At 67.3% G+C, this 13,436-nt stretch carries 15 protein-coding genes; 8 read left to right on the forward strand and 7 right to left on the reverse strand.

What is annotated here, in order from left to right:
* Positions 1–16 precede the first annotated feature (16 nt).
* The 7 genes from FBZ88_RS15555 to FBZ88_RS15585 form a co-directional block, all read right to left on the reverse strand.
* Positions 17–919: an aldo/keto reductase gene (locus FBZ88_RS15555; protein WP_145618105.1), complete on the reverse strand. Its 903-nt coding sequence runs from the start codon at positions 917–919 to the stop codon at positions 17–19.
* 38 nt (positions 920–957) lie between these two features.
* A complete protein-coding gene (locus FBZ88_RS15560; RefSeq protein ID WP_040847748.1) occupies positions 958–1,185 on the reverse strand; it encodes a hypothetical protein in 228 nt (75 codons plus the stop codon).
* A gap of 78 nt (positions 1,186–1,263) precedes the next feature.
* The gene (locus FBZ88_RS15565; protein ID WP_145618107.1) at positions 1,264–1,737 is read right to left on the reverse strand and encodes a hypothetical protein; all 474 of its coding nucleotides are present in this window, start codon (positions 1,735–1,737) and stop codon (positions 1,264–1,266) included.
* A gap of 87 nt (positions 1,738–1,824) precedes the next feature.
* Positions 1,825–2,277, reverse strand: a complete 453-nt coding sequence (locus FBZ88_RS15570) for a hypothetical protein (protein ID WP_145618108.1) — start codon at positions 2,275–2,277, stop codon at positions 1,825–1,827.
* Positions 2,274–2,690, reverse strand: coding sequence for a hypothetical protein (locus FBZ88_RS15575; protein ID WP_186464421.1), 417 nt, complete (start codon positions 2,688–2,690; stop codon positions 2,274–2,276). The genes FBZ88_RS15570 and FBZ88_RS15575 overlap by 4 nt, the downstream gene beginning before the upstream one ends.
* A gap of 280 nt (positions 2,691–2,970) precedes the next feature.
* A complete protein-coding gene (locus FBZ88_RS15580; RefSeq protein ID WP_145618109.1) occupies positions 2,971–3,462 on the reverse strand; it encodes a hypothetical protein in 492 nt (163 codons plus the stop codon).
* A 79-nt stretch (positions 3,463–3,541) separates the two neighbouring features.
* Positions 3,542–4,462 (reverse strand): LysR family transcriptional regulator, encoded by a 921-nt coding sequence (locus FBZ88_RS15585; protein ID WP_145618110.1) that lies wholly within the window; start codon positions 4,460–4,462, stop codon positions 3,542–3,544.
* Between the two features lie 136 nt (positions 4,463–4,598).
* Between FBZ88_RS15585 and FBZ88_RS15590 the strand changes: the two genes are divergently transcribed.
* The 8 genes from FBZ88_RS15590 (at position 4,599) to rpe (ending at position 13,379) form a co-directional block, all read left to right on the forward strand.
* Positions 4,599–5,717, forward strand: coding sequence for a class 1 fructose-bisphosphatase (locus tag FBZ88_RS15590; RefSeq protein ID WP_145618111.1), 1,119 nt, complete (start codon positions 4,599–4,601; stop codon positions 5,715–5,717).
* Positions 5,718–5,734: 17 nt separating this feature from the next.
* Complete coding sequence (locus FBZ88_RS15595) at positions 5,735–6,610, forward strand: phosphoribulokinase (RefSeq protein WP_145618113.1); 876 nt, start codon at positions 5,735–5,737, stop codon at positions 6,608–6,610.
* 96 nt (positions 6,611–6,706) lie between these two features.
* Entirely contained in the window at positions 6,707–8,659 is a 1,953-nt protein-coding gene (tkt, locus tag FBZ88_RS15600; RefSeq protein WP_186464424.1) for a transketolase, read from the forward strand.
* A gap of 13 nt (positions 8,660–8,672) precedes the next feature.
* Complete coding sequence (fba, locus tag FBZ88_RS15605) at positions 8,673–9,758, forward strand: class II fructose-bisphosphate aldolase (RefSeq protein ID WP_145618114.1); 1,086 nt, start codon at positions 8,673–8,675, stop codon at positions 9,756–9,758.
* A gap of 125 nt (positions 9,759–9,883) precedes the next feature.
* Positions 9,884–11,341, forward strand: a complete 1,458-nt coding sequence (locus FBZ88_RS15610) for a form I ribulose bisphosphate carboxylase large subunit (protein WP_088872711.1) — start codon at positions 9,884–9,886, stop codon at positions 11,339–11,341.
* A gap of 18 nt (positions 11,342–11,359) precedes the next feature.
* Positions 11,360–11,779 (forward strand): ribulose bisphosphate carboxylase small subunit, encoded by a 420-nt coding sequence (locus tag FBZ88_RS15615; protein WP_004273411.1) that lies wholly within the window; start codon positions 11,360–11,362, stop codon positions 11,777–11,779.
* Positions 11,779–12,732 (forward strand): CbbX protein, encoded by a 954-nt coding sequence (gene cbbX, locus FBZ88_RS15620; protein WP_145618116.1) that lies wholly within the window; start codon positions 11,779–11,781, stop codon positions 12,730–12,732. Before FBZ88_RS15615 ends, cbbX begins: the two co-directional genes overlap by 1 nt.
* The gene (gene rpe / locus FBZ88_RS15625; RefSeq protein WP_145618117.1) at positions 12,729–13,379 is read left to right on the forward strand and encodes a ribulose-phosphate 3-epimerase; all 651 of its coding nucleotides are present in this window, start codon (positions 12,729–12,731) and stop codon (positions 13,377–13,379) included. The genes cbbX and rpe overlap by 4 nt, the downstream gene beginning before the upstream one ends.
* Positions 13,380–13,436 lie beyond the last annotated feature (57 nt).

Below are 13,436 nucleotides of genomic sequence, written 5' to 3' on the forward strand. Positions count from 1 at the left end.
AAGGTATGTTCCCAGCTCAAGTCCACTCCGGGAACTGCGAGCGGTTCAAATCCAGCTTCGCGATCTGGCCCATCTCATCAGCGTCCAGTTGGAAGTCGAAGATGGCCAGGTTCTCGCGCCGGTGGGCCGGGTTGGAGGACCGGGGGATGGCGATCACGCCGCGCTGGTGGTGCCAGCGCAGGGTGACCTGGGCGGCCGTCTTGCCGTGCTTGCGCGCGATGGCCTGCAGGGTGGGGTTGGTGAACAGGCCGTTGCGGCCCTCGGCAAAGGGGGCCCAGGCCTCCATGGCGATGCCGGCCGTCGTCAGGGAGCTGAGCGCCGCCGTCTCCTGGAAGAAGGGGTGGGTTTCCACCTGGTTGACGGCAGGCTTGACCGTGGCGTGGGCCATCAGGCCGGCCAGTTGCGCGTCGTCGAAGTTGCTGACGCCGATCGCCCTGATCCGGCCCGCCTTATGCAGTTCTTCCATGGCCCGCCAGGCGCCGGCGAGGTCGCCGCGCGGCCGGTGGATGAGATAGAGGTCGAGATAGTCCAGGCCCAGCTTGTCCAGGGTGGTCTGGAAGGCGCGCTTGCCCGACTCATAGCCGGCGTCGTCCACCCAGATCTTGGACGTGACGAACAGGGACTTGCGGTCGATGCCGCTGTCCCGGATGCCGGCGCCCACCTCTTCCTCGTTGACATAGACCTTGGCGGTGTCGATCAGGCGGTAGCCGGCGGCGACGGCGTCCGCGACGCTGTGGCGGCACACATCGCCGCGCAAGCCATAGGTGCCGAAGCCCAGGGCGGGCATGGCCACCCCGCCGCCCAGCGGCACCGTGGGGATGGCGGGCGCCTCTGCGGCCAGGGCCCGGCGCCCGCCCCCGAAAGCGAACGCGGTCGCGGCGGCGGCACCGCCGGCGAGCACGGTACGACGTCCCAGCATGATCAGATCCCTTTTGCCTTTTCTGTGGTGGCGGTCGTCTACAGGCCGCCGCCGACCACCGAGCCGTCCTTGCGGCGTGACAGCTGCACCTGGCCATCCACGCACTTCACATAGGTGGTCTTGCCGAGCACCAGCCCGTCGCAAATGATCACCAGGGCCCGGGGCAGGCCGCCGAACTCCTTGGAGCCGCGCGCGCCGGCGTTATAGGTCTCAAGATAGGTCTTGAGCGCCGCCTTGCGGACGGGCTGGCCATTCTGGTCGATCATCGGTGGTGCGCGCTCCCTCACGGAATTTGAGGGGATCATCGCCGAAAGGGGAGGCGCGCCGCCAGCGTCATTTGTCCGTCACGGCAGCGGCAGGCAATCCGGGTTCAGCTTGTTGGCGGTCTTGCCGGTGTAGAGCTGGCCGTCCTTCAGGTAGACGGCACCGGTGAAGCTGTTGCTTTTCCACAGAGGCTGGCAGCTGGTGGTGCTGAGCACGAAGACCTTGCGGCTGCCGCCGGCGGAGGTGGTCACCAGCAGGTGCTGGCCGTCACTGTACAGCGTGCCCTCGATGGGGGCCACGGCGGCATCGGCGGTGCAGGTGGTGCCGTCCTGGCCGGTGATGGTCAGCGGCCCCTTCCACGACTTGGCGTCCCCACCGGTGGCGGGGCCCAGGTCCAGGGTCAGGACATCGGCGCGGACTTTGCCCGACGCGGGTTCCACCGGCTGGTAGGGGCAGACCACGGGCAGGTGGCGCTGGGGGGCGGCCTGGGCCGTGGCGGGGAGAAGCAGCGCCACAGCGCAAGCGAAAGCCAGACCTTTGAAGAAGATCATCATGGGCGAAATGGTCCTCCGATGAGCCTGTCCTTTATAAGGATCTTTTCCCGCGTCGCAGAAATACACCTCCTCTGTTGCGGTAACCCTTTAGCGAGATCCGGCCGACGGCACGCAAAGCGACCCGAGTTTATGCGTTTTCTTGCCCAGGCGTAGGGTCTGCGCCGTCAGGCTCATACCACCGGAAAACGGGGGGCTTTTCCATAACGTCCGGCAACTGTTGATCTCCAAAAAGTAAATCCTCCGCTCACTGCCTGAATAGGTGGAGATGACGACGCGCTGGCCGTCGGTGAATAACGGCCGCTCCACCAAACTAACTTCCGGATCCGCCGTGCAGGATGTGCCGTCAGCGTGGGTGAACATCACAGGCCCCTGCCAAGCCTGCGGTTTGACCGGGTCATCCCCCACGCCCAGATCAATGGCGCTGGCTCCCACCTGGGCCTTGCCAACGCCTGGCTCCAGCGTCTTGTACGTGCATGCCTGGCCCAGCGCCGCGGACGTGTAAACGGTGAAGGCAACGGTTAGGATATGGATCGCTTTCATGACTGGGGAGCCGAATTGAGTTGAACGGCGAAGTACCTGACCTCCGGCAATTCAGAGTGTTTCCAGGACCAGCTGATAGAGGTGTTCTTTCGTCCTGTCCCACCGAAGCGTCCCCAGTAACCCGAGGGGTAAGGCTTAGGCGCGCCCGGCACGATCACCACCACATGCCCATGGTGTGGGGCCTTTAAACCCGCGACCACGAGATAGCTCTGACCGGCATAGGTGACGGCCTTCTCGCTGTCGTTGCCCAACTGGATCCAAGGGGCATGGCCCATTGTATCGATGATGTCGTTCGCTTGCCCACTCAGAGAAATGCCCAAGTCGGCTGCCACTGCTTTGAGAAAGCCGCTGCAGTCAGCCTTCCATTTTTCCCAATTTCGCTCACAGACCGATATGATGGTTGGCTCAGGCATGGTTGCCTCGTTGCCGTCAACGTTTCGCTTCCGTAGAGGGAAATGGAATGGGTCATTGCCCCTACAACTGCCTTAAGTAATTATTTTTTCACGCAATCGGGTCCCATGCCGGAAGTAGCTCCCGATCACTTCCCGTTGGAGGCCCGTCAAGGCCCACCCACACCAAGCTCTTGTCGGACGATGGGGCGCGAAATATTTAGCGGCCCCACTGCGCGTGCCATTGACGACGCGTGCCATTGACGAGAAGTGAGCGCCCGATGCCGCCACGGCGACGGGGATTTTAGGGAAGATCAGTCTCCGGCAGGCAGCGCGGCCCCAGTTTCCAGGCCTTGCGGCCGGTGTGCAGGACCGTGGCCGTCAAGGCCACGTTGCCGGAGAAGGCGGGGCTTTTCCACAGCACCCGGCAGGTGGCGGCTTCGATGAAGAAGACCGCCTGCTGTTCATCCGCATAGGTCGTCATCACGAAGTTCTGGCCATCGGTGAAGAAGGGCCGCTGCAGCACGCCGGTATGAAGGTCGGTGATGCAATAGCTGCGGTCCGGCCGCGTCATGATGATGGGGCCGCGCCAGGTCTCCGGCGTCCTGGGATTGTCGCCCGGCCCCAAATCCAGGGTGACCCAGCCCATGCGCATACGGCTGGGGCCGGGTTCGAAGGGCTGGTAATTGCAGGCCGGCACGCCCTCGGCCGGGGCGCGCGCGCCCGCCGGCCAGGCAGTCGCAAGGCACAGGACCGACAGGCACAGGACAAGGATGGGAAGACGGCTGATCCGCATGGCTGGGCGGCTCCTGCCCGCCCCATCAAGATCTGAACGCGTTGCTCGTGCCCGCGCAAGCGACCCTAAAGAGTATGCATCATGCGATGGGCTTCACGCTCGGCAGGAATTCCCGGCCCCGCTCCACCAGAAATGCTTTAACGGCCGCCGCCGCCGGCGCCAGGCGCTTGTCCGACCGCTTGGCCAAGAACCATTGGCGCACGATGGGCAGGCCTTCCACATCCAGGGGCGCCAGGCGGCCGCTTTCCAGTTCCGCGGCGATGGTGTGGGCGGAGATGAAGGACAGGCCCAGGCCGGCCATCACCGCCTGCTTCACCGTCTCATTGCTGCCCACCTCCATGCTGATGGGGGGGTGCAGGTCGGCCTGGGCGAAGAACCATTCCATCAGCATGCGGGTACCGGACCCGACCTCGCGCACCAGGAAGGTCTCATGCGCGAATTCCGCCAGCTTCAGGTGGCGGCGCCCCACCAGCGGGTGGTGCGGTGGGGCGATCATGATGTGCGGATGGTCGCCGATGGCATGCATGTCCACCTGTAAGTCCCGGGGCGGCCGGCCCATGATGGCGATATCGATGCTGTCGGCCTTCAGCGCCGCGATGATGTCCTCGCGGTTGCCCACCATCAGCGACAGTTCGATCTGAGGGTATTGGGCGCGGAAGGCGCCGAGGGCGTAGGGCGCGAAGTACTTGGCGGTGCTGACCACCCCCACCGCCACCCGGCCGCCGGACAGATTGCGCAGCGCCTCCATGGCGGCGGCGCAGTTGTGCAGCTCCGCCTCGATGCGGGTCGCCGTCTCGATGACCTCGCGCCCCGCGTCGGTGGGCTTGAAGCGCTCGCCCAGCCGGTCCAGCAGCGGCACGCCCAGCAGATCCTCCAGCGCCTGCACCTGCATGGTTACGGCCGGCGGCGTCACGTGCAGGCGCTTGGCCGCCGCCGTCACCGAACCCGTCTCCGCCACCGCCACCAGGGCGCGCAGCTGCTTCAGCGTCACGTTGCGCATGGGCCCTCCCGGTGCGTTTCAGAAAAACTGAACATGAAGCTAAGTTTATTCGAATTTTCTAACAAGGCAATCGTCCGCACACTCCTCTCAAGAACGACACGGGGACTGGGAACCCGGCTCACAACGGGAGGACATCATGGCGGACGCCACGACTTTGGCACGGCACCTGGTAGCCTGGAGCAATGGCGCGCATAACGGCGGGACCCATCGGCGGGCGGACGTGGTCCGCACCATCCTGGCCTTGGCCGACGCCGGCCTGGCCATCGCCGACCTGGTGGCCATGGGCCCCCTGGCGGGCGAGATGGCGGCGGTGCGCGGCGAAAGCAACGGCGACACCCAGAAGGAATTGGATCTCAGGGCCCATGACATCGTCATCGACCGGTTGGCCGGCGCCCCGGTGGCGGTGGTGGGGTCGGAGGAGGCGGACGCCCCCGTCCTGCTGGATCCCGCGGGCACTCTGGCGGTCGCCATCGATCCCCTGGATGGGTCCAGCAACATCGAAACCAATGTCTCGGTCGGCACCATCTTCTCCATTTTGGGCGTGGAGGATGCCGACGACCCGGCGGCGGCGCTGCTGCAACCCGGCCACCGCCAGCTGGCGGCCGGCTTCCTGGTCTACGGGCCGCAGACCGCCCTGGTCCTGACCCTGGGATCGGGCACCGAGATCTTCTTCCTGGATAAGCGGCCGGTGGCGCCCGTGGTGGCCGTGCAGGCTGGCAATGGCTGGGCCGCCCCGCCGCCGCCCACGCCCACGGCGGAATTCGTCCGCATGGCCGGGCCTGTCGCGGTGGCGGCGGAAACGAAGGAATTCGCCATCAACGCGTCGAACCAGCGGCACTGGGCGCCCAGCATCCGCACCTATGTCGACGATTGCCTGGCGGGGTCGGACGGGCCGCGGGCCAAGAACTACAACATGCGCTGGATCGCGTCCCTGGTGGCCGACGCCTTCCGCATCCTGCGCCGGGGCGGGGTCTACCTCTACCCTACCGACGAGCGTCCGGGATATCGCAGCGGCCGCCTGCGCCTGGTCTATGAGGCCAACCCCATCGCCCTGATCATCGAGCAGGCCGGCGGGGCCGCCACAGACGGGCAGACCCGCATCCTGGATCTGACGCCCGGCCACCTGCATGAGCGTACCGCCCTGGTCTTTGGCTCACGCGCCGAGGTGGAGCGGGTGGCCAACCACCATGCCGCCCCGCCCCTCCTGGCCGATCGCGCACCCCTGTTCGGGCAGCGCGGCCTGCTGCGCGCCTGACGGAAGGGGTCCAGACCATGTCCATCCGCCATCCCATCATTTCCGTCACCGGTTCGTCCGGGGCCGGCACCACCTCGGTCCGGCAGATTTTCGAGCACGTCTTCCGGCGCGAGGGGGTGAACGCCGTCTGCATCGATGGCGACGCCTATCACCGCTATGACCGCGCCCAGATGAAGCAGGCCATCGCGCAGGCCGACAAGGACGGCGACCACCATTTCAGCCATTTCGGCCCCCACGCCAATCTGCTGGGCGAGTTGCAGGAGCTGTTCCGGCGCTATGGCGACGACGGCACGGGCCGCACCCGCCACTATGTCCACGACGCGGGCGAAGCGGAACACTATGGCTGCCCCCCCGGCACCTTCACCCCCTGGGAGGATCTGCCGGGCCCCAGCGACCTGCTGTTCTACGAGGGCCTTCACGGCGCGGTGGTGGCCGACGGCTATGACATCGCCGGCCATGCGGACCTCAAGATCGGCGTCGTGCCGGTGATCAACCTGGAATGGATCCAAAAGATCCACCGCGACCGCACCAGCCGGGGCTACAGCACCGACGACGTCATGACCACCATCCTGCGGCGCATGCCGGACTACGTCCGCTACATCTGCCCGCAGTTCACGCAGACGGACATCAATTTCCAGCGCGTGCCCACGGTCGACACCTCCAACCCCTTCATCGCGCGTTGGATACCGACCCCGGACGAATCCATCGTCGTCATCCGCTTCCGCAACCCCCGCGGCATCGACTTCCCCTACCTGCTGTCCATGATCGCCGGCAGCTTCATGTCGCGGGCCAATTCCATCGTCATCCCGGGCGGCAAGCTCGACCTGGCCATGCAGCTGATCCTGACGCCGCTGATCCTGCAGCTGGTCGAACGCAAGCGCCGCGCCGGTTGAAGGAGGGACACCGCCATGACCCCCACCCTATCCCTGCGCCAAGTCGAAAGCGCCGAGCCTGACACCCCCCCCGATCTGGCCCCTGATCTGGCCGAGATGGCCAACGCCGTGCGCATGCTGGCGGTGGCGGGGGTGGAGGCGGCGAAGTCCGGCCACCCCGGCATGCCCATGGGCATGGCCGACGTCGCCACCGTGCTGTTCACCCGGGTGATGCGCATCGATCCCGCCCGCCCCGACTGGCCCGACCGCGACCGCTTCGTCCTGTCGGCCGGCCACGGCAGCATGCTGCAATACGCCCTGCACCATCTTCTGGGCTATGCCGACATGCCCATCGAGGAGCTGAAGCGCTTCCGCCAGTTGGGCTCCAAGGCGGCGGGCCATCCGGAATACGGCCATGCGGCCGGCATCGAGACCACCACCGGCCCCCTGGGCCAGGGCATCACCACCGCCGTGGGCATGGCGCTGGCGGAGCGGCACCTGAACGCCCGCTTCGGCGACGCCCTGGTCGACCACCGCACCTATGTCATCGCCGGCGACGGCTGCCTGATGGAGGGCATCAGCCAGGAGGCCATCGACCTGGCCGGCCATCTGAAGCTGTCCCGCCTGGTGGTGCTGTGGGACGACAACGGCATTTCCATCGACGGGTCTACCACCCTGTCCACCGGCACGGACCAACTGGCGCGCCTCAAAGCCTCCGGCTGGGCGGTGGAACGGGTGGACGCCTACGACCATGAAGCCATCGAGGCGGCCCTGAACCGGGCCCGGGCCAGCGACCGCCCCACCTTGATCGCCTGCCGCAGCGTCATCGGCTATGGCGCCCCCACCAAGGCCGGCACCTGCGGCGTCCACGGCGCCCCCCTGGGCGTGGAGGAGGCGCAGGCTACGGCACAGGCCCTGGGCTGGGACAGCCCGCCCTTCACCGTGCCGGACGACATCCGGGACTCCTGGCGTGCCGTGGGCCGGGCCGGCCAGCAAGCCCGCGAGGCCTGGGAACGGCGTGTGGCCGCCCATCCCGCCCGCGCCGACTTCTGGCGCGTCATGGCGGCGGAACCGGGGGCGGACGTGGTCGACGCCTTGGCCGCCTACCGGCAGGAACTGGCGGAGTCCCGGCCCAAGATGGCCACGCGCAAGGCTTCGCAGCTGGTGCTGGGCGTGGTGAACGCCGCCACCGACCTGACCGTGGGCGGATCCGCCGACCTGACCCATTCCAACCTGACCCAGACCAAGGGAATGGATGTGATGAACGCCGGCCACTATGCCGGACGCTACATCCATTACGGCATCCGCGAACATGCCATGGCCGCGGTGATGAACGGCCTGGCCCTGCATGGCGGCGTCATCCCCTACGGCGGCACCTTCCTGGTGTTTTCCGACTATGCCCGGGGCGCCATCCGCCTGTCGGCCCTGATGGGCGTGCGCGTCATCCATGTGCTGACCCATGACAGCATCGGCCTGGGGGAGGACGGACCTACCCACCAGCCGGTGGAGCATCTGGCCATGCTGCGCGCCACGCCCAACCTGCACGTCTTCCGCCCCGCCGATGCGGTGGAGACGGCGGAGTGCTGGGAACTGGCGCTGACCAGTCCCGGCACGCCGTCGGCCCTGTGCCTGTCGCGCCAGGACCTGCCCACCCTGCGCCGCGACGCGTCCTGGAACCGCAGCGCCACCGGCGCCTACATTCTACGCGAAACCCCCGGCCCACGTGACGCCACCCTGCTGGCGACGGGATCAGAGGTGGCGCTGGCGGTGGAGGCGGCGGAACGCCTGGCCGAAGAGGGCATCGCCACCGCCGTGGTGTCCATGCCCTGCTGGGAACTGTTCGAGCGGCAGCCGCCGGCCAACCGCGCCATCGTGCTGGGCAATGCCCCGCGCGTCGGGGTGGAGGCGGCGGTGCGCTTCGGCTGGGACCGCTGGCTGGGCGACCAGGGCGCCTTCATCGGGATGGGGGGCTTCGGCGCCTCCGCCCCCGCGCCGGACCTCTACCGCCATTTCGGCATCACCGTCGACGCCATCATGGCCGCCGTCCGCGCCCGCGTCGCCCACGCTTAAGGAGCGCTACACAATGGCTCGTATAACCCTTCGTCAGCTACTGGACCACGCGGCGGAACGCGATTACGGCGTGCCCGCCTTCAACATCAACAACATGGAACAGGGCCTGGCGGTCATGGAGGCCGCCGCCCAGGTGGACGCCCCCGTCATCCTGCAGGCCAGCCGGGGCGCCCGGTCCTATGCCGGCGACCTCATGCTGGCCCATATGATCGACGCGCTGGAGGCGCTCTACCCCACCATCCCGCTGTGCCTGCACCAGGACCACGGCAACAGCGAGGCCACCTGCCTGACGGCCCTGCAGCACGGCTTCACCTCCGTCATGATGGACGGGTCGCTGATGGCCGACGCCAAGACGCCGGCGCCCTACGCGTACAACGTCGACATCACCCGCCGCGTGGCGGAAGCCGCCCATTGGGTGGGCGCCTCGGTCGAGGGGGAGCTGGGCGTGCTGGGCAGCCTGGAGACGGGCCAGGGTGAGGCGGAGGACGGCCACGGCGCCGAGGGCGTGCTGTCGCTGGACCAGCTGTGCACCGACCCCGACCAGGCGCTGGACTTCGTCGCCGCCACCCGCGTGGACGCCCTGGCCATCGCCATGGGCACTTCGCACGGCGCCTATAAATTCTCGCGCCAGCCGGACGGCGACATCCTGGCCATGAACGTGGTGGAAGCCATCCATGAGCGGCTGCCCAACACCCATCTGGTGATGCACGGCAGCTCCTCCGTGCCGCAGGAACTGCAGGATCTGTTCAACGCCTATGGCGGCCGCATGCCCCGCACCTGGGGCGTGCCGGTGGACGAGATCGTGCGCGGCATCCGCTTCGGCGTGCGCAAGATCAACATCGACACCGACTGCCGCCTGGCCATGGCGGTGCAGTTCCGCAAGACGGCGACCGAGAACCCGGCGGAGTTCGACCCGCGCAAGTTCCTGAAGCCAGCCATGGACGCCATGAAGGCGCTGTGCCGCGACCGCTTCGAACAATTCGGCGCCGCCGGCAACGCCAGCCGCATCACGCCCCTGCCCATGGCCGCCATGGCCAAGCGCTACGCCACGGGATCGCTGGACCCCCAACTGGGCAGCACCAGCGTGGCGGCCGAGTGACACCACCCTACGCCCCCTAGGCCCCGACCGGGGCCGCCGCAGATTTACGGGGAGCCGAAGGCGGACTGGAAATCGAGGACAGCCAAGGGCCGGATGGCCCGCCGGCGTTTGAGGAGGACAAAAACATGAACGCGATCGACAAGCGGGACCGCCGCGACCGTTACGCCGCCGGGGTCATGAAGTACCAGGACATGGGCTACTGGCAACCGGACTACGTGCCCAAGGACACGGACGTCATCGCCGTCTTCCGCATCACGCCACAGGATGGGGTGGACCCCATCGAGGCGGCGGCGGCCGTGGCCGGCGAGTCCTCCACCGCCACCTGGACGGTGGTGTGGACCGACCGGCTGACGGCCTGCGACAAGTATCGCGCCAAGGCGCACAGGGTGGAACCGGTGCCCGGATCGCCCGAGAGCTGGTTCGCCTACATCGCCTATGACATCGATCTTTTCGAACCCGGATCGATCGCCAACCTGACGGCATCCATCATCGGCAACGTCTTCGGCTTCAAGCCGCTGAAGGCCCTGCGGCTGGAGGACATGCGCCTGCCCGTGGCCTATGTGAAGACCTTCGACGGCCCGCCGACCGGTATCGTTGTGGAACGGGAACGGTTGGACAAGTTCGGCCGCCCCCTGCTGGGCGCCACAGTGAAGCCCAAGCTGGGCCTATCGGGCCGCAACTATGGCCGCGTGGTCTATGAGGCGCTGAAAGGCGGCCTGGACTTCACCAAGGATGACGAGAACATCAATTCCCAGCCCTTCATGCACTGGCGCGACCGCTTCCTCTATTGCATGGAGGCGGTGAACCGCGCCCAGGCGGTGACGGGCGAGATCAAGGGCACCTACCTGAACGTGACCGCCGCCACCATGGAGGACATGTACGAGCGGGCGGAGTTCGCCAAATCCATCGGCTCGTGCATCGTCATGATCGACCTGGTCATCGGCTATACCGCCATCCAGTCCATGTCCAAATGGGCGCGGCGCAACGACATGGTGCTGCACCTGCACCGCGCGGGGCATTCCACCTACACCCGGCAGAAAAGCCACGGCGTGTCCTTCCGCGTGATCGCCAAGTGGATGCGGCTGGCGGGGGTGGACCACATCCACGCCGGGACGGTGGTGGGCAAGCTGGAGGGCGACCCCGCCACCACCAAGGGCTATTACGACATCTGCCGTGAAGACTTCCTGCCCCAGCGGCTGGAGAACGGCATCTTCTTCGACCAGTCCTTCGCCTCGCTGCGCAAGACCATGCCGGTGGCCTCGGGCGGCATCCATGCCGGGCAAATGCACCAGCTGCTGGACCTCTTTGGCGATGACGTGGTGCTGCAGTTCGGCGGCGGCACCATCGGCCACCCCATGGGCATCCAGGCCGGCGCCACCGCCAACCGGGTGGCGCTGGAGGCCATGGTGCTGGCCCGCAACGAGGGCCGCGACATCGTCAACGAAGGCCCGGACATCCTGGCCGCCGCCAGCCGCCACTGCACGCCCCTGCGCCAGGCCTTGGACGTCTGGAAGGACGTGACCTTCAACTACACCTCGACCGACGCGCCGGATTTCGTGCCGACCGCCAGCGTCGCTGGCTAAAGGATAGGGAGACTTAAGATGCGCCTCACCCAAGGAACCTTCTCCTTCCTGCCCGACCTGACGGACGAGCAGATCACGGCCCAGGTGCAGTACTGCATCGACCAGGGCTGGGCGGTGAACATCGAGTTCACCGACGACCCGCACCCCCGCAACACCTATTGGGACATGTGGGGCCTGCCCATGTTCGACATCCGCGACGCCGCCGGCGTCATGGGCGAGCTGGCGTCCTGCCGCAAGGTCTACGGCGACCGCTACATCCGCATCTCCGGCTTCGACGCCAGCCACGGGTGGGAGAGCGTGCGCCTGTCCTTCATCGTCAACCGGCCCGCCAACGAGCCCGGCTTTGCCCTGGAACGCCAGGAAAGCGACGGCCGGCGCGTCCGCTACACCACTCGGTCCTACGCCACCCAGCTGCCGGAAGGGGAGCGGTATTCGTGATGGCCGCGACCCTCATGGCAATCCCGCCGGACGCCGCCGACACGGCGCCGGGGGCGGTGGATCTGCGCGCCGATTTCGAAGCCTCCGGCCTGCCGGAAATCTTCGCGCAACTGGACCAGGAAATGGTGGGCCTGGCGCCCATCAAGCGGCGGCTGCGCGAGATCGCGGCCCTGCTGCTGGTGGACAGGGCGCGCCAGCGCTTCGGCCTGGCGGTGGGCGCCCCCACCCTGCACATGAGCTTCACCGGCAACCCCGGCACGGGCAAGACCACCCTGGCGCTGAAGATGGCGGCCATCCTGCACCGACTGGGCTATGTCCGCCGCGGGCACCTGGTGACCGTCACCCGTGATGATCTGGTGGGCCAATACATCGGCCACACGGCGCCCAAGACCAAGGAGGTGCTGAAGCGCGCCGCCGGCGGCGTGTTGTTCATCGACGAGGCCTACTACCTCTACCGGCCGGAGAACGAGCGCGACTATGGCCAGGAATCCATCGAGATCCTTCTGCAGGTCATGGAGAACCAGCGCGACGACCTGGTGGTCATCCTGGCCGGCTATGCCGACCGCATGGACCGCTTCTTCCAGGCCAACCCCGGCTTCCGCTCTCGCGTCGCCCACCACATCGACTTCCCCGACTATGGCGAGGAAGAACTGTTGGAAATCGGGGAGCGGCAGCTGGAAGCCATGAACTATCGCCTCAGCCCGCAGGCCAAGGCGGTGTTCGCCCAGTACATCGCCCTGCGCCGGGGCCAGCCGCATTTCGCCAACGGCCGGTCCATCCGCAACGCCCTGGACCGCGCCCGCCTGCGCCAGGCCAGCCGCCTGTTCCAGCGGGACGACGGCCCCCTGTCGGTGGACGACCTGACGGTTATCGAGGCGGAGGACATCCTGGCCAGCCGGGTGTTCGCCGGCACGCCCGATAGCCAGGTAGCGGATAAGGAGGCCCCGCCATGAGCCAACCCTTGATCGCCCCCAGCATCCTGTCCGCCGACTTCGCCAGCCTGGGCGCCGAGGTGCGCGCCATCACGGCGGCGGGGGCCGACTATATCCATGTCGATGTCATGGACGGCCATTTCGTGCCCAACCTGACCATCGGTCCCGCCGTGGTGAAAGCCCTGCGTCCCCACACCGACCGCCCCTTCGACGTGCACCTGATGATCAGCCCGGTCGATCCCTACCTGGAGGCTTTCGCCGCGGCCGGGGCCGACATCATCACCGTGCAGGCGGAGGCCACCACCCACCTGGACCGCACGCTGGAACGCATCCGCACCCTGGGCAAAAAGGCCGGCGTGGCGCTGAACCCCTCCACGCCGGAAAGCGCCGTGGCCTATGTGCTGGACCGGTTGGACCTGGTGCTGGTCATGACCGTGAACCCCGGCTTCGGCGGCCAATCCTTCATCCCCGCCATGATCCCCAAGATTCAGGCCCTGCGCGCCATGATCGGCCGCCGGCCCATCCAGGTCGAGGTCGACGGCGGCGTGAACCATGAGACGGCGCGCCTGTGCGTGCAGGCGGGGGCGGAGGTGCTGGTGGCGGGTTCCGCCGTTTTCCAGGGCGGGGCGGGGCGCTATCAGGCCAACATCGCGGCGCTGCGCGGCTAAGTGGCACTAGCCCATTCCCCTCAAAACCGCGTAGAGGTGCGCGGGGTTGAGGGAGGG

Origin of the sequence: Nitrospirillum bahiense, from assembly GCF_007828025.1 — a bacterium.
Taxonomy (GTDB): Bacteria; Pseudomonadota; Alphaproteobacteria; order Azospirillales; family Azospirillaceae; genus Nitrospirillum; species Nitrospirillum amazonense.

Excerpts from the sequence above, each read along its gene's own strand:
- FBZ88_RS15555 (WP_145618105.1), bottom strand. The coding sequence starts at position 919 with ATGCTGGGACGTCGTACCGTGCTCGCCGGCGGTGCCGCCGCCGCGACC.
- FBZ88_RS15560 (WP_040847748.1), bottom strand. The coding sequence starts at position 1,185 with ATGATCGACCAGAATGGCCAGCCCGTCCGCAAGGCGGCGCTCAAGACC.
- FBZ88_RS15565 (WP_145618107.1), bottom strand. The coding sequence starts at position 1,737 with ATGATGATCTTCTTCAAAGGTCTGGCTTTCGCTTGCGCTGTGGCGCTG.
- FBZ88_RS15570 (WP_145618108.1), bottom strand. The coding sequence starts at position 2,277 with ATGAAAGCGATCCATATCCTAACCGTTGCCTTCACCGTTTACACGTCC.
- FBZ88_RS15575 (WP_186464421.1), bottom strand. The coding sequence starts at position 2,690 with ATGCCTGAGCCAACCATCATATCGGTCTGTGAGCGAAATTGGGAAAAA.
- FBZ88_RS15580 (WP_145618109.1), bottom strand. The coding sequence starts at position 3,462 with ATGCGGATCAGCCGTCTTCCCATCCTTGTCCTGTGCCTGTCGGTCCTG.
- FBZ88_RS15585 (WP_145618110.1), bottom strand. The coding sequence starts at position 4,462 with ATGCGCAACGTGACGCTGAAGCAGCTGCGCGCCCTGGTGGCGGTGGCG.
- FBZ88_RS15590 (WP_145618111.1), top strand. The coding sequence starts at position 4,599 with ATGGCGGACGCCACGACTTTGGCACGGCACCTGGTAGCCTGGAGCAAT.
- FBZ88_RS15595 (WP_145618113.1), top strand. The coding sequence starts at position 5,735 with ATGTCCATCCGCCATCCCATCATTTCCGTCACCGGTTCGTCCGGGGCC.
- tkt (WP_186464424.1), top strand. The coding sequence starts at position 6,707 with ATGGCCAACGCCGTGCGCATGCTGGCGGTGGCGGGGGTGGAGGCGGCG.
- fba (WP_145618114.1), top strand. The coding sequence starts at position 8,673 with ATGGCTCGTATAACCCTTCGTCAGCTACTGGACCACGCGGCGGAACGC.
- FBZ88_RS15610 (WP_088872711.1), top strand. The coding sequence starts at position 9,884 with ATGAACGCGATCGACAAGCGGGACCGCCGCGACCGTTACGCCGCCGGG.
- FBZ88_RS15615 (WP_004273411.1), top strand. The coding sequence starts at position 11,360 with ATGCGCCTCACCCAAGGAACCTTCTCCTTCCTGCCCGACCTGACGGAC.
- cbbX (WP_145618116.1), top strand. The coding sequence starts at position 11,779 with ATGGCCGCGACCCTCATGGCAATCCCGCCGGACGCCGCCGACACGGCG.
- rpe (WP_145618117.1), top strand. The coding sequence starts at position 12,729 with ATGAGCCAACCCTTGATCGCCCCCAGCATCCTGTCCGCCGACTTCGCC.